Annotated in this window: 19 protein-coding genes; 5 read left to right on the top strand and 14 right to left on the bottom strand. The window is 66.0% G+C overall.

Annotation, left to right across the window (positions count from 1 at the left end):
• Nucleotides 1-91: 91 nt before the first annotated feature.
• From ABIB90_RS04490 to ABIB90_RS04505, 4 genes are all read right to left on the bottom strand, one after another.
• Entirely contained in the window at nt 92-2,317 is a 2,226-nt protein-coding gene (locus ABIB90_RS04490; RefSeq protein ID WP_354200388.1) for an ATP-binding protein, read from the bottom strand.
• A gap of 140 nt (nt 2,318-2,457) precedes the next feature.
• Nucleotides 2,458-2,925: a hypothetical protein gene (locus ABIB90_RS04495; RefSeq protein ID WP_007598455.1), complete on the bottom strand. Its 468-nt coding sequence runs from the start codon at nt 2,923-2,925 to the stop codon at nt 2,458-2,460.
• A 119-nt stretch (nt 2,926-3,044) separates the two neighbouring features.
• Complete coding sequence (locus tag ABIB90_RS04500; RefSeq protein ID WP_354127084.1) at nt 3,045-3,386, bottom strand: hypothetical protein; 342 nt, start codon at nt 3,384-3,386, stop codon at nt 3,045-3,047.
• 53 nt (nt 3,387-3,439) lie between these two features.
• Nucleotides 3,440-4,978, bottom strand: coding sequence for a YifB family Mg chelatase-like AAA ATPase (locus ABIB90_RS04505; RefSeq protein ID WP_354127085.1), 1,539 nt, complete (start codon nt 4,976-4,978; stop codon nt 3,440-3,442).
• A gap of 226 nt (nt 4,979-5,204) precedes the next feature.
• On the opposite strand from ABIB90_RS04505, the gene ABIB90_RS04510 reads away from it, so the two are divergent.
• Nucleotides 5,205-5,450 carry a PilZ domain-containing protein gene (locus ABIB90_RS04510; RefSeq protein WP_007598461.1) on the top strand — a complete coding sequence of 82 codons (246 nt, stop codon included), beginning with the start codon at nt 5,205-5,207 and terminating at the stop codon, nt 5,448-5,450.
• An 80-nt stretch (nt 5,451-5,530) separates the two neighbouring features.
• The gene (locus ABIB90_RS04515) at nt 5,531-6,316 is read left to right on the top strand and encodes a tetratricopeptide repeat protein (protein WP_354200294.1); all 786 of its coding nucleotides are present in this window, start codon (nt 5,531-5,533) and stop codon (nt 6,314-6,316) included.
• A gap of 229 nt (nt 6,317-6,545) precedes the next feature.
• Here the strand turns inward: ABIB90_RS04515 and ABIB90_RS04520 are convergent, their stop codons facing one another.
• From ABIB90_RS04520 to rsmI, 7 genes are all read right to left on the bottom strand, one after another.
• A complete protein-coding gene (locus ABIB90_RS04520) occupies nt 6,546-7,835 on the bottom strand; it encodes a CpaE/TadZ family protein (protein ID WP_007598467.1) in 1,290 nt (429 codons plus the stop codon).
• Nucleotides 7,832-8,566, bottom strand: a complete 735-nt coding sequence (locus ABIB90_RS04525; RefSeq protein WP_007598468.1) for a CpaD family pilus assembly protein — start codon at nt 8,564-8,566, stop codon at nt 7,832-7,834. The genes ABIB90_RS04520 and ABIB90_RS04525 overlap by 4 nt, the downstream gene beginning before the upstream one ends.
• Nucleotides 8,567-8,633: 67 nt before the next feature.
• The gene (locus tag ABIB90_RS04530) at nt 8,634-10,151 is read right to left on the bottom strand and encodes a type II and III secretion system protein family protein (protein ID WP_354200389.1); all 1,518 of its coding nucleotides are present in this window, start codon (nt 10,149-10,151) and stop codon (nt 8,634-8,636) included.
• A 10-nt stretch (nt 10,152-10,161) separates the two neighbouring features.
• Nucleotides 10,162-10,965 (bottom strand): Flp pilus assembly protein CpaB, encoded by an 804-nt coding sequence (gene cpaB, locus ABIB90_RS04535; protein ID WP_007598472.1) that lies wholly within the window; start codon nt 10,963-10,965, stop codon nt 10,162-10,164.
• A gap of 353 nt (nt 10,966-11,318) precedes the next feature.
• Nucleotides 11,319-12,263: a glutathione synthase gene (gene gshB / locus ABIB90_RS04540; protein ID WP_007598473.1), complete on the bottom strand. Its 945-nt coding sequence runs from the start codon at nt 12,261-12,263 to the stop codon at nt 11,319-11,321.
• A 10-nt stretch (nt 12,264-12,273) separates the two neighbouring features.
• Nucleotides 12,274-12,675 (bottom strand): YraN family protein, encoded by a 402-nt coding sequence (locus ABIB90_RS04545; RefSeq protein WP_007598474.1) that lies wholly within the window; start codon nt 12,673-12,675, stop codon nt 12,274-12,276.
• The gene (rsmI, locus tag ABIB90_RS04550; RefSeq protein ID WP_354200295.1) at nt 12,662-13,612 is read right to left on the bottom strand and encodes a 16S rRNA (cytidine(1402)-2'-O)-methyltransferase; all 951 of its coding nucleotides are present in this window, start codon (nt 13,610-13,612) and stop codon (nt 12,662-12,664) included. Before rsmI ends, ABIB90_RS04545 begins: the two co-directional genes overlap by 14 nt.
• 340 nt (nt 13,613-13,952) lie before the next feature.
• On the opposite strand from rsmI, the gene ABIB90_RS04555 reads away from it, so the two are divergent.
• Nucleotides 13,953-15,206 carry a penicillin-binding protein activator gene (locus ABIB90_RS04555; RefSeq protein ID WP_371261329.1) on the top strand — a complete coding sequence of 418 codons (1,254 nt, stop codon included), beginning with the start codon at nt 13,953-13,955 and terminating at the stop codon, nt 15,204-15,206.
• Nucleotides 15,207-15,327: 121 nt separating this feature from the next.
• On the opposite strand, the gene hemW is transcribed toward ABIB90_RS04555, so the two are convergent.
• The 3 genes from hemW to rph are packed head-to-tail and all read right to left on the bottom strand — an operon-like array spanning nt 15,328 to nt 17,829.
• Nucleotides 15,328-16,482 (bottom strand): radical SAM family heme chaperone HemW, encoded by a 1,155-nt coding sequence (gene hemW, locus ABIB90_RS04560; protein WP_354171993.1) that lies wholly within the window; start codon nt 16,480-16,482, stop codon nt 15,328-15,330.
• Nucleotides 16,469-17,104, bottom strand: coding sequence for an RdgB/HAM1 family non-canonical purine NTP pyrophosphatase (gene rdgB, locus ABIB90_RS04565; protein WP_354200296.1), 636 nt, complete (start codon nt 17,102-17,104; stop codon nt 16,469-16,471). Before rdgB ends, hemW begins: the two co-directional genes overlap by 14 nt.
• 11 nt (nt 17,105-17,115) lie before the next feature.
• The gene (rph, locus tag ABIB90_RS04570; protein WP_007598482.1) at nt 17,116-17,829 is read right to left on the bottom strand and encodes a ribonuclease PH; all 714 of its coding nucleotides are present in this window, start codon (nt 17,827-17,829) and stop codon (nt 17,116-17,118) included.
• A gap of 181 nt (nt 17,830-18,010) precedes the next feature.
• Between rph and hrcA the strand changes: the two genes are divergently transcribed.
• Nucleotides 18,011-19,099 carry a heat-inducible transcriptional repressor HrcA gene (gene hrcA, locus ABIB90_RS04575; protein ID WP_007598483.1) on the top strand — a complete coding sequence of 363 codons (1,089 nt, stop codon included), beginning with the start codon at nt 18,011-18,013 and terminating at the stop codon, nt 19,097-19,099.
• A gap of 96 nt (nt 19,100-19,195) precedes the next feature.
• Nucleotides 19,196-19,810, top strand: coding sequence for a nucleotide exchange factor GrpE (gene grpE, locus ABIB90_RS04580; RefSeq protein ID WP_275168934.1), 615 nt, complete (start codon nt 19,196-19,198; stop codon nt 19,808-19,810).
• Nucleotides 19,811-19,814: the final 4 nt, after the last annotated feature.

Below are 19,814 nucleotides of genomic sequence, written 5' to 3' on the forward strand. Positions count from 1 at the left end.
TGCTTAAAATGCCCCAGAGGATGGTGACGCGCGAAGCGCTCGATTTCAATTGTCGATTGCCGTCCGAGATCGGGTTCCTATGGAATCCGGATCAAACCGTCAGCTGCCGCGCCGCCGCCAGTCCGGCCAGCGCCTCTTCCAGCTTCTCGCGATCGAGCGGCTTGATCAGAAACCCGTTCATGCCCGCTTCAAAGCAGGCGTAGCGATCTTCCACCAGCGTATTGGCGGTGAGCGCGAGGATCGGCGTGTGGTGGCCGCCTTTGGCCGCCTCATGCGCACGGATGCGTTTTGTCGTTTCGATGCCGTCGAGCTGCGGCATCTGGATGTCCATCAGCACGAGATCATAGGGCGTGCCGGCCGAGGACGCGCCGAGCCAGGATTCCAGCGCGGCCTCGCCATTGATCGCGATGATGACGCGGTGACCGAGTTTCGTCAGTAGCGAGCGCATCAACAGCGCATTGATCTCGTTGTCCTCGGCGACGAGAACCGAGAGGCCTTTCGCCGGTACCGCGCCGGTGGATGGGGCAGATGGCTCCGGCGCGAGATCGGGCGAGGCGACCTCCGGGGGCAGCGCGAGGCGTGCGGCGAGTGAGGCCGCGCGCAGCGGCTTCACCAGGAAGCCGGTGAAGGCCGGCGAGATTTTCTCGTGGCGCGAGCCGGACGTCAGCAGCACGAGGCGTTGCGTCGCATGGCTGCGTGCGGCTTCGCCGAGGCGGTCGGCAATGGCAGCGCCGAGCGCGCGATCGATGAGCACCGAATGCCATGAGCGTTCCGGCAGCAGCGCTTCCGCCACCGCGGCGTCCGTCACCATGCAGGTCTGGCCGCCCCAGCGCTCCAGCCGCCGCGCAATCAGTGACGCCTCGATGCCGTCGGCAATCAGCAGGATCGACTTGCCTGTGAGGTCGGGACTCGGGAACGCCGTTTCTTTCGTGCCGACAGGGGATGACGCCAGCGGTACCGCGACCTCGAAGGTGGAACCCTTGCCCGGCTCGCTCGTGAGCGTGATGCGGCCGCCCATGCGCTTGACGATGCGCTCGCTGATGGCGAGACCGAGGCCGGTGCCGCCATAGGTGCGGGCGACGCGTTCGTCGGCCTGCTCGAATTCGCGGAAGATGCGCTGTTGCGCGTCGGCTGCGATGCCGATCCCGGTGTCGCGCACCAGAAAGCTGATTTCGTTCGGCCAGATGCCGGGCTCGACGATCAGCGCGACGCCGCCGCTCGCCGTGAACTTGATGGCGTTGCCGGCGAGGTTGAGCAGCACCTGGCGCAGCCGCGCGGCGTCGCCGACCACTTCGAGCGGCAGCCGCTCGTCGACATAAGCGGCGATCTCGAGCTGTTTCGCCTGCGCGCGCGGCGCGAGCAGCTCGGTGATGTCCTCGATCAGGGCCGAGAGCGCGAAGGGACGCTGCTCGAGATCGAGCTTGCCGGCCTCGATCTTAGAATAGTCGAGCAACTCCTCGATCAGCGCCATCAGCGCTTCGCCGGAGGTCTTCACGGCCCTGGCGTAGGTCGACTGCTCCGGCGTCAGCGTGGTGTCGAGCAGCAGCCCGCCCATACCGATGATGCCGTTGAGCGGCGTGCGGATCTCGTGCGACGCCATCGCCAGGAAGCGCGATTTGGCCCGGTTGGCGGCGTCGGCCTGATCGCGGGCCTCGGACAGCGCCCGCTCGGTCTCGGTGCGGTCGGTGACGTCGCGTCCGACGCTCTGCAATTCGGCGGGCTGGCCGGCGTCGAGGCGGACATAGCCTTCGCGCCAGGCGATCCAGCGCGCGCCGAGCGGAGTTGCGATCTTCTGGTCGTGAATCCGCGTGCCGTTGCTCTCGCGGGCGCTGTCGCCCTGCTCCAGCACGTCGAAATCAAAGCGCGTGCCGACCAGCGCGCCGCGCGCCTGTGCGGCAAGCGCGCAATAGGCGTCGTTGGCGAAGGTGATGCGGCCGCCTGTGTCGCGCAGCACGATCAGATCGCCCTGCTGTTCGAACAGGCTGCGAGCGCGCTCCTCGGCCTCCTTCAGCTCCCAATTGCGGTCGATCAGCGTTTCGTTGTGGGCAGCCAGCGCACGCATCCGCTTGTTGACGAAGCGCAGGCGCATGCTCAGCGTGGCGAGGCCGAGGCAGGCGAGCGCGAACAGGAAGCTGACGCCGATCGCAAACGCATTGGGATCGTAGCCGGACGTCTCGGACCGGCTGCCGGAGACAAACCCATAGGCGCCGCCGAAGGTCGCCGAGAAGATCATGAAGGAGCGGATCGCGAAGGCGATTCGTGGGTACTGTCGCCTGAAGCGACGCATGCGCACCTTGATCCGGAACGTCCGATCCATCGCCACCGACCCGACTCTTTTCGTAAAAACCTGTGCTCGCTGTAAACGACGATGTGCCGCCGACCTTGCGAACAGTTTGAGGCCCTGCGACCGCCTCCAAACAGGGTTGACGAGACGTTAACGGCGCAAAGCGAGGCGGCTCAAAGCGAGGCCGCCTGGAGATGGCGGTGGCCGCCGCGGGCGCCGACGATCAGCGCCGCCGCCTCGCGCTGCGAGAAGGTTTTCGAGCGCACATAGACCCGGTAATCCGCCGGCCCCTCGGTGGAGAGATAGACCACCTGACCGCCGTCGACGGGCTGTGCGGCAATCGAGATCAGGCGAGTCGAAGGGTTGGCCTGACAGGACTCCGATTCCGAACCGGGGCCGTCGTCGACAACGGCGAAATCGGCAGCGTCCGCATCCTCGGTGATCTGAACCCGCACCGTGGCGCGCGCGGGATCGTCGGTGAAGGCGACATGCACGCCGGCGGTCCAGAACAGCGACGTCAGCTCGACCGAGGTGTCGCCGAGGGCGATGCAGGGATGCGAGACCGATCCGATCTCGCTGCGCGCGAACACCGCGGCCGCCAACAGGGGAACAACCGAGGCCAGGATCTTGAAACGCAACATGACACGCTACTCGCCAGGCCCTGTACGGGGAACTGATGGGCCTTATGGTTTGCAGAGCGTAAAGGAAACTCGTTACCGCCGGGTTGATGCCGGTATCTGGGGATGAGAATCTCAGTCGGTTAAGCGCTTCTATTCGTTTTTCGCTCGACTTCAGTGAGAACCAAATAGCTGTTCTTGCCGAAGCTGATCGCCCACAGCGCTGCCCAGGCGCCCCACCTGTTCCTGACCTCAATCTCGACGATTTGGCCAGGCGTGGTGCGAACGATGAGCGGCTGGCTCCTGCCCCAATCAATGGTCGCCTCGATCGTGCAGGCACCGGCCGGCAGCGTGACCTCCAACGCGTCATTGCGCGCAAGCTTCCCAACGCTGGTCCCGTTGACCCACAACTCGTACGACCTCAGCCGATCGGCATATTGGGACGGGCGGACAAATCTGATGGTGCAGGCATTGACGTCGGTCATGGTTCAATCTCGGGCATGGTGATGTTGTCGAGAAAGCTGCGGCGGCGCATTGCTCAGGCCAACTGGCGCACATCCTCCGCGAGTGCGCGGTAGGACAGCGCTTCGGCCAGATGCAGCCGGCCGATCTTGTCGGCACGATCGAGATCGGCCAGCGTGCGCGCCACCCGCAGCACGCGGTGATAGCCGCGCGCCGACAGCCGCATGGTCTCGGCGGCGTCGCGCAGCAGCTTCTGGCCTTGCGCATCCGGCTTGGCGATCTCCTCCAGCACCGAGGCCGGCGCTTCGGCATTGGTGCGAACCTTCGGCAGGCCGGCGTCCGCGTAGCGCGCGAGCTGGATGTCACGCGCGGCGGCCACGCGCGCGGCGACTTCGGCCGAGCCCTCCGCCGGCGGCGGCAGGATCAAATCGGCCGCGGTCACGGCGGGAACCTCGATGCGCAGGTCGATACGGTCCATCAGCGGCCCCGAGATGCGGGCCTGGTAGTCGCCGGTGCAGCGATCGATGCGGCCGCGCTTGCAGGCATAGCCGGGCTCGAACGCATTGCCGCAGCGGCACGGATTCATCGCCGCGACCAGCATGAAGCGTGCGGGATAGGTGACGCGGTGATTGGCGCGGGACACCGAGACCTCGCCGTTCTCCAGCGGCTGGCGCAGCGAATCCAGCACGCGCGGATCGAATTCGGGGAGCTCGTCGAGGAACAGCACGCCCTGATGCGCGAGGGAGATCTCGCCTGGCCGTGCGCGCATGCCGCCGCCAGTGAGCGCGGCCATGCTGGCGGAATGATGCGGCGATCGAAACGGCCGCCGCGCCGTCAGTGCGCCGCCCTCGATCTCGCCGGCGACAGAGGCGATCATCGAGACTTCGAGCAACTCGCCCGGTGACAGCGGCGGCAGGATCGAGGGCAGGCGTGCCGCCAGCATCGATTTGCCGGCGCCGGGCGCGCCGATCATGAGCAGGTGATGACCGCCGGCGGCCGCGATCTCCAGCGCCCGCTTGGCGCTCTCCTGGCCCTTGATGTCGCGCAGGTCGAGCGGCGAGGCGGCGGCTTCGTGTACCTTCGGCACCGGCCGCGACAGCACCTGCGTTCCCTTGAAATGGTTGGCGATCTGGATCAGCGAACTTGCGGCGATGATCTGGATGTCCGGGCTCGCCCATGCCGCTTCCGAGCCGCAAGCCGCCGGACAGATCAGCCCCTCCTCGCGCACATTGGCGCCGATCGCGGCGGGAAGGACACCGGCCACCGGTGCGATCGATCCGTCGAGGCCAAGCTCGCCCAGAACCGTGAAGCCGGTCAGCGCATCCGGGGGGATCGCGCCGATCGCCCCCATCAGCCCGAGCGCGATCGGCAGGTCATAATGGCTGCCCTCCTTGGGCAGATCGGCGGGCGCGAGATTGACGGTGATCCTGCGCGCCGGCAGCGCCAGCCCAGAGGCGATCAGCGCCGAGCGGACCCGCTCGCGCGCCTCCGACACCGCCTTGTCCGGGAGACCGACGATCGCGAAGGCCGGCAGACCGGGCGCGACCTGCACCTGCACGTCGACCGCACGGGCCTCGATCCCCTCAAAGGCGACGGTAGAAACCCGCTGAACCATGCCCGAACCAGCCTGCCCTTTTGCACAATTAGGGGTAGCAGAGCGGGCCAGTTCTTGCAAGAACAATACGGGAACGGGTCGAGAGGGCCGGAAGGCCCTAACCGATCGTAAACACGTCGAAGACACTACGCCTCGAATGCAAGCTGCTCTGCTCAGCACATTCCAACGAATGTCCGCTACTCCTAGGCTGCGGGATGGGCCGTGGTCTAACGGGTGAACAATTCAGATGCTTGCAAATCGCCGGAGAAGCGAACGACGGATGTGCACGCGGCTCGCCAAGATTCATTTTGGCGCGGGTTCGCTGCCGCGGGACTGCACGATCACGGATATTTCGGATGGCGGCGTGAAAGTGGTGGCGGAATTTCTGGAAGTGCCGCCGCAATTCACCATCATCTTCGCGCCCGACTATTCCCGGCAGTGCCGCCTGCGCTGGCGCATCGGCTGCGAGTTCGGCGCTGAATTCACCGACTGAGCTTTCGGAAGCGCCCCGCCTTAACGGGACTTTAGCGTTAATCGGTAAGCATCTCTGATCAGTCGCCGAGTGATCAGAGTATGTCCAAGCGTTTGTCCGTCGCCTCTCCTCCGGCGAGATATCTGTTTTCCGCGCTTCTGATCCTGGCCCTGGGCGGCTGTCAGACCACCGGCATCGAGGACATCACCGGCGCGCTCGGCGGAAAGTCGGACTCGGCTGTCAGGGCCGAGGCCAAGCCAGACGTGAGGCCGGACATGGACGCGCTGCGCGAGCGCTATCGTGCCAAGCCTGGCGATCCCAACGTCGCGCTCGAATATGGCAAGGCGTTGCGCCAGACCGGCCAGCGCGCGCAGGCGCTCGCGGTGCTGGAGCAGGCCGTGCTCGCCCATTCCAGCAACAAGGCGCTGCTCGCCGGCTATGGCCGCGCGCTCGCCGACAGCGGCAGTTTCCAGCAGGCGTTCGACGTCCTCGGTCGCGCGCATTCGCCCGAGGATCCCGACTGGCATATCCTGTCGGCGCAGGGCGCCGCGCTCGATCAGCTCGGTCGCAACGAGGAGGCGCAGCAATACTACGCCGCCGCACTGAAAATCGTGCCGGACGAACCGTCGGTGCTGTCCAATCTCGGACTGTCCTACATGCTGCAGAACAATCTGCCGCGGGCAGAGGAAACGATGCGCCGCGCGCACGAGCGCAATCCCGCCGATCTCCGGGTGCGCGCCAATCTCGCGCTCGTGCTGGGACTGGAAGGAAAGCAGGCCGAGGCCGAAACCATCGTGAAGGCGGACCTGCCGCCGGATCAAGCGGCGGCAAAAGTCACAGCGCTGCGGCAGTTGCTGGTGAAGAAGCAGCAGCGGGCGGAGAAGTAACCCGCTCATTCCTGAGCTCGACAGATTGAGCCTCGCCGAGCGCACCGAGGGAGGTGCGTTCCCTCCCCCCTTGTGGGGGAGGGCTAGGGAGAGGGGTAGCCCAGGAAAAAGTGCTGATTGGTGACGATGCATCGAATGGGTGCGCGACGGAAAGAGTCCCCGTGTAGCACCCCCTCCCTGCCCCTCCCCCACAAGGGGGGAGGGAACGGAGAGAGCTCAGCTCTTGTCCCTACGACGCCTTGCGATGCGGGGCTGACGCGCGCCCCGACCTGCCCTTCAGCTTCTTCAGCAGCGGCCCGAGCAGCGAGCGCTTCGGCTTCTTCACCTCGCCGCGCCCGGCGAGGCGGTTCGCCATGTTCTGGAACAGCTCGGTGGTGCGGTGGCTCTTGGAGACCTCCGCGATCATCTGGCCGTTGTTGGCCGCGGTCGAGAACAGCTTTGAATCGAACGGGATCACCGCGATCGGCTGGCTCTCCATGGTCTTGGCGAATGCCTTGACCTCGATCTCCGCCCGCTTGGGCATGCCGACCTGGTTGATGCAGTAGAGCGGTGGCCGGTCGTTCGGCCGCGCCGCCTTCAACACGTTCAGCATGTTCTTGGTGTTGCGCAGGTTCGCAAGATCGGGCTCGGCCACGATCACGATGTCGTCCGCGTTGACCAGCGCACGCCGCGTCCAACCCGACCATTGGTGGGGAACGTCGAGCACGATGCAGGGCGTCGTCATGCGCAGCGTGTCGAACACCGCATCGAAGGCCTCCGCGCCGAAATCGTAGACGCGGTCAAGGGTGGCAGGCGCAGCAAGCAGGCTGAGACGCTCGGTGCATTTGGAGAGCAGACGCTCCATCAGGGCCGTGTCCGGCCGATCCTGCGACAGCACCGCATTGGCGATGCCCTGCACCGGGTCCTGATTGTAGTCGAGGCCCGCGGTGCCGAAGGCGAGGTCGAGATCGATCACGACGGAATCGAGCGCGAGGTCGCGGGCGATGGTCCAGGCCACATTGTGCGCGACGGTAGAGGCACCGACACCGCCCTTGGCGCCGACCACCGCGATGACGCGGCCGGTGATGATGGTTTCGGACGCCGAGAACAGGCTGCAGATCGAGCGGACGACGTCGAGCGTTTCGACCGGTCCCACCACATAGTCGTTGACGCCGCGGCGGACCAGCTCGCGATAGGGCGCGGTGTCGCTGGGATTGCCGATCACCACCACACGAGTGCCGGGATCGCAGACACCGGCGAGGTCGTCGAGGCCCTCGAGAATGTCGCGCGTGCCGTCGGATTCGATCACGATGACGTTCGGCGTCGGCATCGTTTCATAGACTTCGATGGCCGCAGCGAGGCCGCCGTCCTTGGCGGTGAGATGCGCCTTGGCGAGACGGCGATCCTGCCCGGCCGCGGTCACCGCGGCGAGCGTCTGCTCGGTCTCGCAAAAGGCTTGCACGGAGATGCGAGGAACCGGCGCAATGTGTTCCTCGGGGTGCTGCGGATCGTCCGCTTCTTCGTCGTGGACGCGTGTCATCTGCCTGTATCGCTGAGTTTGGCCTTGTCGGCGTCTGAATTGGTGGTCGCGATCGGCATGCCCTTGCGATAGCGCTCGAAGGCGATGTCACGCCGTGCGTTATAGGCTGGCGTCTCGGACCGCGGCTGCTCGAGGTCGGCTGGATTGTCGATCATTGCCGCGAGGTTGCGCTGGCTGGCGCAGCCCAGATTGAAATAAGGCTGGTTCTCGTTGTAGCCGGGGTCGAGGATGGAGGGGCCGATATCTTCCGGCCACAGCCCGCAGGGGCCGGCGACTGCGGCGATCCGGGAATAGCTCAGGCGGATGGTGGGCAGTAGTCCGGGATCCTCCGGCCGATAGGGATGCTGGACGATGGCACGCGAGGGCACGCCGACGGATGCGAGCACGGAACGGATCTCGTGATAGGTCGCTGCCGCCGCCCGCGAATTCGCGGCGTTGGCGGGGACGTCGACGACCACCGAGCCGGTGCCTTCGCGCACCCAGTCCCGGGCAATGCCGGCGACGTCCGCGTGCTGCGCGGCCGAGAGGCCGCCGCGAGCCTTGCCGACGAAGATCACGATCGACTTCTTGGCTTCCTCGACCGCGATCGGGTGACGCTGGCGATAGTCGGTCGGCACCGTCTGGGTGACGATCTCGCCGGTGGTGTTGCAGGCGCCCAACATGACGGAGAGCCCCGTCAGCGCCAGCGCGACGCTCAACCTGCGACGTCGATCGGCCATGGTCTTCGTCATCGCTTCATCCCCTCGTGCCCCGTCTCTCGCCCGTCTCTGCCGCTTGCCCCAAGTCGTCCGTTCGTCATCAGTCGATGATGAAGCCGAAATCACCGGGCGTGCCCGCGATCGGATCGACGCGGCGCGCGATGCCATAGAGGCGGTTCATGCGGCCGAGCAGCGCCGTCTGGGCGTCAGAGGCCGGCGCGAAGCCGTCGTCGGGCCGGGACAGTTCCTTCTGAGCCACCGCGCGCACCACATAGGGCGTCACGATCACCATCAGCTCGGTCTCGTTGTTGACGAAGTCCTGGCTGCGGAACAGCGCACCGATGATCGGCACCTGGTCGACGCCAGGCAGGCCGTTGATCGCCTGTTTGGTCTGCTGCTGGATCAGGCCGGCCATCGCCATCGAACCGCCCGAGGGAATTTCCAGCGTCGTTTCGGCGCGGCGGGTCTGGATCGAGGGGATGGTGATCGAGTTGCTCGAGCTCGAGGACAGCGCCTGGGTCACCGTGATGGCGCTCTGGTTCGACAGCTCCGACACCTCGGTCATCACGCGCAGGCTGATCCGGCCCTCGCTCAGTACGACGGGGGTAAAGTTCAGGGAGATGCCGAACTTCTTGTAGGTGATCTGGGTGGTACAAACGTGGGTGACGGGATCGCAGGCGTAGCCCGACGGAATGGGGAATTCGCCGCCGGCGATGAAGGTGGCGGATTCGCCGGAGATCGCGGTCAGGCTCGGCTCGGCGAGCGTGCGCATGACACCGGCGCTTTCCATCGCGCGCATCGTGGCGCTGACGGTCGCGAAGCCCTTGGTGATGCCGGCCACACCTAATCCGTTGTTGCTGACGATCGGTCCGCCGCTGACCGAGAACGGGTTGGAATTGTTGAAGTTCACCACCGCGGTGCCGGCGTTCAGGCTGGCACTGAGATCGACGCCCAGCTGCTTGACGATATCGCGGCGCACTTCGCCGACGACGACCTTGAGCATCACCTGGTCGCGGCCGCGCACGACGATGTTGTTGACCACCTTCTCGGAGCCGCCGACCAGTTTGGCGGCGACGTCGCCGGCCTGCTGGGCCTCGACCGGGCTAGACACCGAGCCGGTCAGCATCACGCTGTCGCCGACGCCTTCGATCTGCACGCCCGGCAGCGCCTGACGCAGCGCCGTGCGCATGCCGTTGAGATCGCGCTTCACCGCGATGTCGTAGGCGGCCACCTGCTGGCCGTCGGCAGCGAAGAACACGACGTTGGTCTGGCCGACCTGTCCGCCGATGATATAGGCGCGTTGGGCCGAGCGGATCACGGCATTGGCGATCTTGGGATCGGCGACCAGCACGTCCTTGACGTCGCGCGGCAGGTCGATGACGGCGGACTTGCCGACGCCGAGCGACAGGAAGCGCGTCTTCGCCGGCACGATCGTCCCGACCGGCGACACATCGAGATCCGCTGCCTGCATCGGCGCCTGGTCGCCGACCGGCGCTTCTGCAGCGCTGACGACATCGGGGGCTGCGAGGAGCCCCAGGATCAGCATCGTCCCCGTCCAGAACGAGCGCGCGCAATTCCCCCGAATGCGCATGCCCGTCCGATCATCCCCGTAGTTCATCATGTCCCCATCACTTCTGTGACGTCAGTTGCCGCGCCTGTACGCCGTAGCGGATCACGTTGATCCCGGCGGACCGCTTGCTCGCCTGGTCCTCGGGCGTACTGTCGACCGAGTTGGCATCGACGATGCTGCGCAGCGCGAGTGTCAGCGTGCCGCCCTGGCGCGCTGCCGATAGCGCGGCGACCTGGTCGGGTTTGAGCTCGAGCGTGACGGTCCTGCCGACGACGGCGTTCTGGCCGTCCTTTTCCTTCGGCGCCTGGTCGATCGCGAGCACGCGGATATTGGTCAGGATCGCTTCGGACAGGATGAGGTCGTTACCGCCGGCCCCGTCAGGATTCTTCAAGCGGCGGGTCAGCACGATGTCGACGCGGTCATTCGGCAGGATGAAGCCGCCGGCGGCAGTCTCGGCTGAAATCTCGGTGGAGACCGCGCGCATGCCCGACGGCAGGATCGCGGCCATGAAGCCGGAGCCGTCGGCCTTGACCAGCTTCTGCTCGCGGATCGGCTCGCCCTGCATCAACGGCACGCGTGCGATCGAGCCTGCGATCTGGATCTGCGCCTCGGGCCTGTTGTCGCGGCGGATGAAGGCGCTGCTCGCGGTCGCCGCCGGCCAGACCTGCCATTGCAGGTCCTCGGGCTTTACGGCCTGACCGAGCTGGATGTCGTTCTTGGCGACCAGGACCTCGACCGTCGGCAGCTTTTCGGCGACAGGAAGAACGGGCGCGGGCTTGTTGTCATAGCCGCTCGCCAGATACGCAGCGACGCCGCCGGCGCCCAGTGCGATGACGAGAACGACAATGCGTGCGGTGTTCATACGCTTCTACTCTTACGCGGGGCACTCGAACCGCACCTGGCGGGTTCCCCGTGTCGATGAGTAGGCAGTAAAAGTATAAGCGGTGTTGCGAGGCCGAATGTGATCGACGGCCGCGCTGTGGTCTTTCGGCAGATGGTGAACGTCGCGTTAGCCGGTCGGCCACTGGCCCCGTAGTTTCACGCAGTCGCGGCCCATGCATTCGAACGATGCGCCGCCGCGTCGTGGTGAATGGGTGGTTAGTGATGGGTGGGGTGATGCTTGGTGCCGGCATGCAGTGAGATGGAAGCAACGCGCCACATCACCGCTGTCGTCCTGGCGAAAGCCAGGACGACATTGAGGCTACAAGCCGATGCCTACCTCGCCCGCTTCTGCTCGATCACGTCCCAGAGCTTTGCGGCAACGTCCGGTCCGCCGAGCCGCGCGATGGCGCGGATGCCGGTCGGCGAGGTCACGTTGATCTCGGTGAGATTGCCGTTGATGACGTCGATGCCGACGAACAACAGCCCGCGCTCGCGCAGCGCCGGGCCCACGGTGGCGCAGATCTCGCGCTCGCGCGGCGTAAGCTCGGTCTCCTGCGCTGCGCCGCCGCGCACCATGTTGGAGCGGAGGTCGTCGGCGGCCGGCACGCGATTCACCGCGCCGGCGAACTCGCCGTTGATCAGGATGATGCGCTTGTCGCCGTGCTTGACCTCGGGGATGAACTGCTGGATCACCCAGGCTTCCTTGAAGGTCACCGAGAACATGTCGAACAGCGAGCCGAAATTCATGTCCTGCGGCATCACGCGGAACACCGCCGCGCCGCCATGGCCGTGCAAGGGCTTCATCACGACGGCGCCATGCTTGTCGCGAAACGCGTTGATCTCGTCGAGGTCGCGCGAGATCAGCGTCGGCGGCATCAGCTGCGGGAAGTTCATCACGAACAGCTTTTCCGGCGCGTTGCGCACCGAGGCGGGGTCGTTGACGACGAGCGTCTTCGGATGGATGCGTTCGAGAAGGTGCGTCGAGGTGATATAGGCGAGGTCGAACGGCGGATCCTGGCGGAGCAGCACCACGTCGAAGCCGTTGAGCGCCTCGCGCCTGGGTTCGCCCAGGGTGAAATGATTGCCGGGCTCGTCGCGCACGGTGAGGAGCTGAACCGGAGCGACGATCTCCTCGCCGACCATCGAGAGCTTGTCGGGCGTGTAATAGGACAGGCCGTGGCCGCGCTTCTGCGCCTCCAGGAGCAGCGCAAAGGTGGAATCGCCCTTGATGTTGATGCGGGCGATGGGGTCCATCTGGACGGCGACGTTCAGTTTCATGGTCTGCCTTTCAGGTCGAGGCGTCGAATGCCGCCAACACATGGCGTGGAAGTGACCGCGGCGCAATCAGCATGGCATCGAATCGCATTTCAAATTCCGCATGCTCGGGATGCGCGACGAGCCAGCCTTGCGCGGCATCGATGATGCGCTGCTGCTGGCGCGGCGTCACCGCGAAGGCGGCGTCGTCCAGCGTCGCGCGCGCCTTGACCTCGACGAAGGCGATCAAATTGCGGCGGCGCGCCACGATGTCGATCTCGCCATGCGGCGTGCGGTAGCGTTTGGCGAGGATGCGATAGCCCTTGGCCATGAGATAGGCCGCGGCGCGGCTTTCCGCGGAGATGCCGGTGCGAAACGCGGCGACGCGCTCGGGCGAGGCGATTTTCGGTTCCGTCGGGACCTCAGCCTTCGCCATCGCCGCCCCGCAACTCCTTGGCAAGCTCGAGCGCGCGGGCATAGACCTCGCGGCGCGGCCGGCCCGAGAGCGCGACCGCATGCGCCACCGCATCCTTGACGCTGTTCGCGGCGAGCTGCTCGCGCAGGACACCGTCGAGCGCATCCGATGTCAGCATCTCGGCATCCGCCGCAGGCGGAGCGATCACCAGCACGAATTCTCCGCGCGTCTCCAGCGTGTCGGCGCCGCGCGCGAGCTCACGCAACGTGGCGCGCGAAATCTGCTCGTGCAGTTTCGTCAGCTCGCGGCAGATCGCGGCTTCGCGGCTCCCCATGATCTCGGCAAGCTCGGCGAGCGTGTCCTGCACGCGGTTGCCGGAATCGAACATCACCAGCGTCGCATCGATGCGCGCAAGCTCAGTCAGGCGAGATCGTCGCGCCGCCGATTTGGCCGGCAAAAACCCTTCGAAAAAGAAGCGGTCGGTCGGCAGCGCGGCGACCGACAGCGCCGCCAGCACCGAGGACGGACCGGGGAGCGCGTAGACCGCGTGGCCGGCGGCGCAGACCTCGCGCACCAGCTTGTAGCCGGGGTCCGAGATCAGCGGCGTGCCGGCATCCGACACCAGCGCGATCGAGCCACCCTGCGAAAGCCGCTCCAGGATTTTTGGGCGGGCCGCTTCCGCATTATGCTCGTGATATTGTTTGAGCTGCGCGGAGATATCGTAGCGCTCGGTCAGACGCCGCGTGATTCGGGTGTCCTCGCAGGCGATGACATCGACCCCGGCGAGGGTCTGCAGCGCCCGCAGCGTGATGTCGCCGAGATTGCCGATGGGGGTCGCGACCAGGTGCAGGCCCGGCGCGGCCTTCGGCGCGACAAGCCGATGGGCGTCGATGGAGAAACCGCGCGAGGCGGGCTCCGTCATCTCGGGTGTATTTATCGGGGACGGCTTTGCGCGCATAATCAAACGAACTTAGGCATGATCCCCGGAGCTGGGAACCGGTCCCCGAAAAAAGATCGTGCCTGGGCAAGGGGCGACAAAGGACTGGAATGTGATCCATTCGGCATCACATACCGCAGGGAATGAAGCGTCAGCGCCATATTCGTGGCGGAAACGCCGCCTTGATGCTGGGTGACGGACGGCGGACAGCTAGCCAGAACTTGAGAGGAAGCCGCGTTAAGCGGGCATTATCCTTTTGTTTGAGTTAACTATTTGCCGACAATATGCCTGAATCCATGGCCGGTGTCGTGGAAAGAATGTCGTGACCGGCTGGCGACGGTCGGTCGGAAGAGAAACTGTCATGACGGGCCCACGTGATCCCAGATCCTCCTTTTCGGAGGAGTCTCCCGTTCAGGGGCCCCTGATGTCAGGGGCGACCCGGCGAAGCGCGCTCGGTCTGTTGCTCGGCGCGCCGCTGCTGTCGGCCTGCGCCGGCGTGCAGCAGAGCCTGAGCCAGTTCTCCAATCCGTTCAGCAGCTCCTCCCCGCCTCCGGCCCAGCCGGCCGGCCCGCCGCAACAGGCGACGACCGCCGGCACCGGCGGGGTGAAGGTTGCCGTGATCCTGCCGCTCTCGGCATCCGGCAATGCCGGCCTCGCCGCGCAGTCGATGCGCAACGCCGCCGAGATGGCGCTGGCCGAGTTCCAGAATCCCAACATCCAGCTCCTGATCAAGGACGACAATGGCAGCCCGCAGGGCGCGCAGGCCAGTGCGCAGCAGGCGGTGGACGAGGGCGCCGAGATCATCCTGGGGCCGCTGTTCGCGCAATCGGTGCCTGCGGTGGCGCAGATCGCGCGCACGCGCGGGATCCCGGTGATGGCGTTCTCGACCGATTCCAGCATTGCCGGCCGCGGTGTCTATCTGCTGAGCTTCCTGCCGGAGTCCGACGTCAACCGCATCGTCGAATATTCCGCCAGCATCGGAAAGCGCTCCGTCGCTGTGCTCGTGCCCGACAATGCTTATGGCAACGTGGTCGAGGCCGCGGTGAAGGCGGCGGTGCCGCGCCGCGGCGGGCGCATCGTCGCGTTCGAGAAATACGGCGCCGATCGCGCCACGCCGGCCCGGACCGTGGCGCAGCAGCTCGGCAGCGCCGATGCGCTGTTCATCGCCGATGATGGCGATGCCGTCGTCGCGGTCGCCGATGCGATGAGCGCGGCGGGGGCGAATCTGCGCAATATCCAGCTGCTCGGTACTGGCCTGTGGGACAGTCCGCGCGTCTATGCCAGCTCCAGCTTGCAAGGCGGCCTCTACGCCGCGCCGGACCCGGCCGGCTTCCGCGCCTTCTCCGGCCGCTATCGCACCAAATATGGCGCGGAGCCCGTGCGCACCGCGACGCTCGCCTATGACGCCGTCGCCCTGGTCGCCGCGCTGGCGCGCACGCAAGGCACGACGCGCTTCTCATCCGACGTGCTCACCAATCCGTCCGGCTTTGCCGGCATTGACGGCCTGTTCCGCTTCCGCGCCGACGGCACCAACGAGCGCGGCCTCGCGGTGATGAAGGTCACGACGGGCGGCGGCGTGGCCGTGGCGGGCTCGCCGAAGAGTTTTGGGGCGTAGTTCAAGATGACGGTGCCGTAGGGTGGGCAAAGGCGCGCTTTGCGCGCCGTGCCCACCATCTTTCTGCACATGTGGTAAAAATGGTGGGCACGCTTCGCTTTGCCCACCCTACGACAGCTCGCTACGCCGCCAGATCCGCGACCACCGCGTCCAGCACCGGAAAACCGCTGCTGGTCACGCGCAGCCGTCCCGTTGCATCCACCGTGATCGCGCCTTCTTCGCGCAGCAGCGTGATGCGCTTGGGATCGAGCGAGCGGCCTGACAGCGCGCGGTAGCGCTCGGGGTCGATGCCCTCGACGAGGCGCAACCCCATCAGCAAAAATTCGTCGGCGCGCTCTTCGCTGTTGAGGAGATCGTCGGTGACGACGCCGTGCCCGTTGGTCTCGACCCGCATCACCCAGGCTTCGGGACGCTTCTCGGTAGCGGTCGCGTGCCTGATGCCGTCGATGTCGAGCCGGCCATGGGCACCGGGGCCGATGCCGGCATATTCCTCGCCGCGCCAGTAGACCAGATTGTGCCGGCACTCGGCGCCCCGCCGCGCGTGATTTGAAATCTCGTAGGCGGGCAGGCCGAGCTTGTCGCAGGTTTCCTGTGTGACGTCGTAGAGCGCGCGTGCGACCGCTTCATCCGGCGTCTTCAGCTTGCCGGCTTGATGCAGGCCGAAGAACGGCGTGCCTTCTTCGATCGTCAATTGATAGAGCGACAGATGCTCGGCCGCCTCGCCGATCGCGAGACGCAATTCATCGGCCCACATCGCCGGCGTCTGGTCGGGACGGGCGTAGATCAGGTCGAACGAATAACGATCGAACGAGCGGCGCGCGATGGCGACGGCATCGAGGGCCTCGCGCGCGCTGTGCATGCGGCCGAGCGCTTTCAGCGAGGCATCGTCGAGCGCCTGCACGCCGAGCGAGACGCGATTGACGCCGGCGGCGCGATAACCGGCGAAGCGCGTGGCCTCGACGCTGGTCGGGTTTGCCTCCAGCGTGACTTCAACGTCTTTCGCTACAGTCCAGTGCTTGCCGATGGCGTCGAGCACAGCGCCGACGGTTGCAGGCTGCATGAGCGAGGGCGTGCCGCCGCCGAGAAAGATCGAGGTGACTTCGCGGCCGGGCGAGCGCTCGGCGGTCGTCGCGATCTCACGCGCGAATGCTGACGCAAAACGCGCTTCGTCGATCGCGGCGTGACGGACATGACTGTTGAAGTCGCAATAGGGGCACTTCGACAGGCAGAACGGCCAGTGCACGTAGACGCCGAAGGCTTCCTTAGCGCGGCTCAAGGCAGATCTCCGCCAGTTTCACGAAGGCGCGGGCACGGTGCGACAGGCCAAGACCGAGCGGCGGCAGGCCGTGCTTCTCGATGCTTTCCATTTCGCCGAAGGTGCGGCTGTGGCCGTCGGGCAAAAATATCGGGTCGTAGCCAAAGCCGGCGGTGCCGCGCGGCGGCCACACCAGCGTGCCGTCGACGCGCGCCTCGACCTCTTCGAGATGATCGTCGGGCCATGCAACGCACAGCGCGGAAACGAAATGGGCCTTGCGCTTGGCGGGCGTGGTCGCGCCGCGCTCCTGCAACAGCCGTTCGATCTGCGCCATCGCCGCGGCAAAATCCTTGTTCGGCCCGGCCCAGCGCGCCGAGTAGATGCCGGGCGCGCCGTCGAGCGCGTCGACCACGATGCCGGAATCATCGGCGAAAGACGGAAGCTTCGTCGCCTGCGCTGCCGCGATTGCCTTGATCGCGGCGTTGCTGCGGAAATCGTTTCCGGTCTCGTCCGGCTCGGCAAGGCCGAGCTCGCCGGCCGACACCGCATCGATGCCGTAAGGCGCGAGCAGCTCCTTCATCTCGGCGAGCTTGCCGGGATTATGGGTCGCGATGACCAGCTTTCCGGTGATTCGGCGATGCATCGGCCTATTGACTACGCTACCGCCAGTTTCTGCAAGTCCACGAGACGCGCGACGCCCTTGCGCGCAAGCGCCATCAACGCCAGGAACTCGGCTTCCGTGAACGGCTCGCGTTCCGCGGTGCCCTGGACTTCGATGATGCGGCCATCGCCCGTCATGACGAAATTGGCGTCGGTATCGGCTTCGGAGTCCTCGGCATAGTCGAGGTCGAGCACGGGCGTGCCCTTGTAGATGCCGCAGGAGATCGCGGCGACGTTGTCGCGCAACACGTTGGCCTTGACCATGTTGCGCGCCTTCATCCAGCTGACGCAATCGGCGAGCGCGACCCAGGCACCGGTGATCGAGGCCGTGCGGGTGCCGCCGTCGGCCTGGAGGACGTCGCAATCGACCGTGATCTGGCGCTCACCGAGTGCTTCGAGATTGATGATGGTGCGAAGCGAGCGGCCGATCAGGCGCTGAATTTCGACGGTGCGGCCGCTCTGCTTTCCGGCGGAGGCCTCGCGGCGGGTGCGTTCCGAGGTCGCGCGCGGCAGCATGCCGTATTCGGCGGTGACCCAGCCGCGGCCCTGGCCCTTGAGCCATGGCGGCAGGCGGTCTTCCAGCGTGGCGGTGACCAGCACGTGGGTGTCGCCGAATTTCACCAGGCACGAGCCTTCCGCATATTTGACCACGCCGCGCTCCAGCGTCACGGGGCGCAATTCGTCGGGCGCACGGCGGCTTGGCCGCATGGGAAATCCTCCAAAACTCTCGAAAAAGGGCTGTTGGCGGTGCTTGTAGGTTGGGTGAGGGTGGGCGGCAAGGGGGAAGATCGAGGCCTTATTCACCCCGGATTTTCAATCCGCGAACGCCACGCTTGTCAGAAGCCCCAGGGATAGACAAATTAGCTGTATCTGAGAGGAGTTACGGTCTGTGGCCCATCACGATCCGATCCATCTGATCGCGCCGCGCGCGGGCCTCGCCCAGCTCAACGAGCGTTCTCGCGACATCTTTCGTCAAATCGTCGAAAGCTATCTCGCGACCGGGGAGCCGGTGGGCTCACGCAATATTTCGCGCCTGATCGCCATGCCGCTGTCGCCCGCGTCGGTCCGCAACGTCATGGCCGACCTGGAACAGCTCGGCTTGATCTACGCCCCGCACACCTCCGCCGGCCGGTTGCCGACGGAACTCGGCCTGCGGTTCTTCGTCGATGCCCTGATGCAGGTCGGCGATCTCAATGACAGCGAACGGCAGGCGATTCAGAGCCAGTTGACCTCCGTCGGCCACGCGCAATCGGTGGAGGCTGCGCTCGAAGAGGCATTGACGCGGCTCTCCGGCCTGACCCGCGCAGCCGCCGTCGTGCTGACGCCGAAATCCAATGCGCGGCTGAAACATATCGAATTCGTCCGCTTGGAACCGGAAAAGGCATTGGTGATCCTGGTCGGCGAGGACGGGCAGGTCGAAAACCGCGTGTTGACGCTGCCACCGGGGGTTCCATCCTCGGCGTTGACCGAAGCCGGGAACTTCCTCAATGCCCGTATCCGGGGCCGGACCCTGGCCGAGGCCCGGCTGGAGCTCGAAACCGCGCTCGGAGAGGCGCGCACCGAGCTCGATCAGCTGACGCACAAGGTGATCTCGGCCGGCATCGCCAGCTGGTCCGGCGGCGAGAACGAGGACCGCCAGCTCATCGTCCGCGGCCACGCCAATCTGCTCGAGGATTTGCATGCGCTGGAGGATCTCGAGCGCGTTCGCCTGCTGTTCGACGATCTCGAGACCAAGCGCGGGGTCATCGACCTGCTCGGGCGGGCCGAGACTGCGGAAGGCGTGCGGATCTTTATCGGCAGTGAGAACAAGCTGTTCTCGCTGTCGGGCTCGTCCACCATCATCTCGCCCTATCGGGATGCCGCCGGCCATATCGTCGGCGTTTTGGGCGTGATCGGGCCGACGCGGCTGAATTATGCCCGTGTGATCCCGACCGTGGACTATGCTGCCCGCATCGTCAGCCGGCTCCTGGGGGGCTGACCTGCGTCTCTCCCGATCACGGGCGCTTGATTTTCGGCGTCCGAAGCACGATATGCGGGCCAGAAACCCCCTGAGACGAATGCGAAAAGAGAGCCGATGACCGATCGAGACCGGCAACCCGAAGACACGAGTGCTGCGGCCGGCGAGCCCGTGGTGTCAAAACCCTACATCATGCCCGACGATCCCGAGCCGGGCTCGGTCGAGCTCCTGCAGAAGGAAGCCGCCGAGGCGCGCGACCGCATGCTGCGGACGCTGGCCGAGATGGAGAATCTGCGCAAGCGCACCGCCAAGGAGGTCGCTGACTCCAAGCTCTACGGCGTCACGGGCTTTGCCCGCGACGTGCTCGACATCGCCGACAACCTCCAGCGCGCGCTCGATGCCGTTCCGGCCGAAGCCCGTGCGGCGGCCGATGCAGGCCTCGCCTCGCTGATCGAGGGCGTCGAACTGACCGAGCGCTCGCTACTGAGCGCGCTGGAAAAACACGGCGTGAAGAAGTTCGATCCCTTGGGCCAGAAGTTCGACCCGAACTTCCAGCAGGCGATGTTCGAGGTGCCCGATGCGTCGGTACCCGCGGGCACCGTCGTGCAGGTCATGCAGGCCGGCTACACCATCGGCGAGCGCGTGCTGCGTCCCGCCTTGGTCGGTGTCGCCAAGGGCGGCGCCAAGGCCGCGCCCGCCAACAGCAACGAGCCGAACGGCGCTGCGAACTGATCGA

This window comes from Bradyrhizobium sp. JR4.1, assembly GCF_040548605.1.
Lineage (GTDB): Bacteria > Pseudomonadota > Alphaproteobacteria > Rhizobiales > Xanthobacteraceae > Bradyrhizobium > Bradyrhizobium canariense.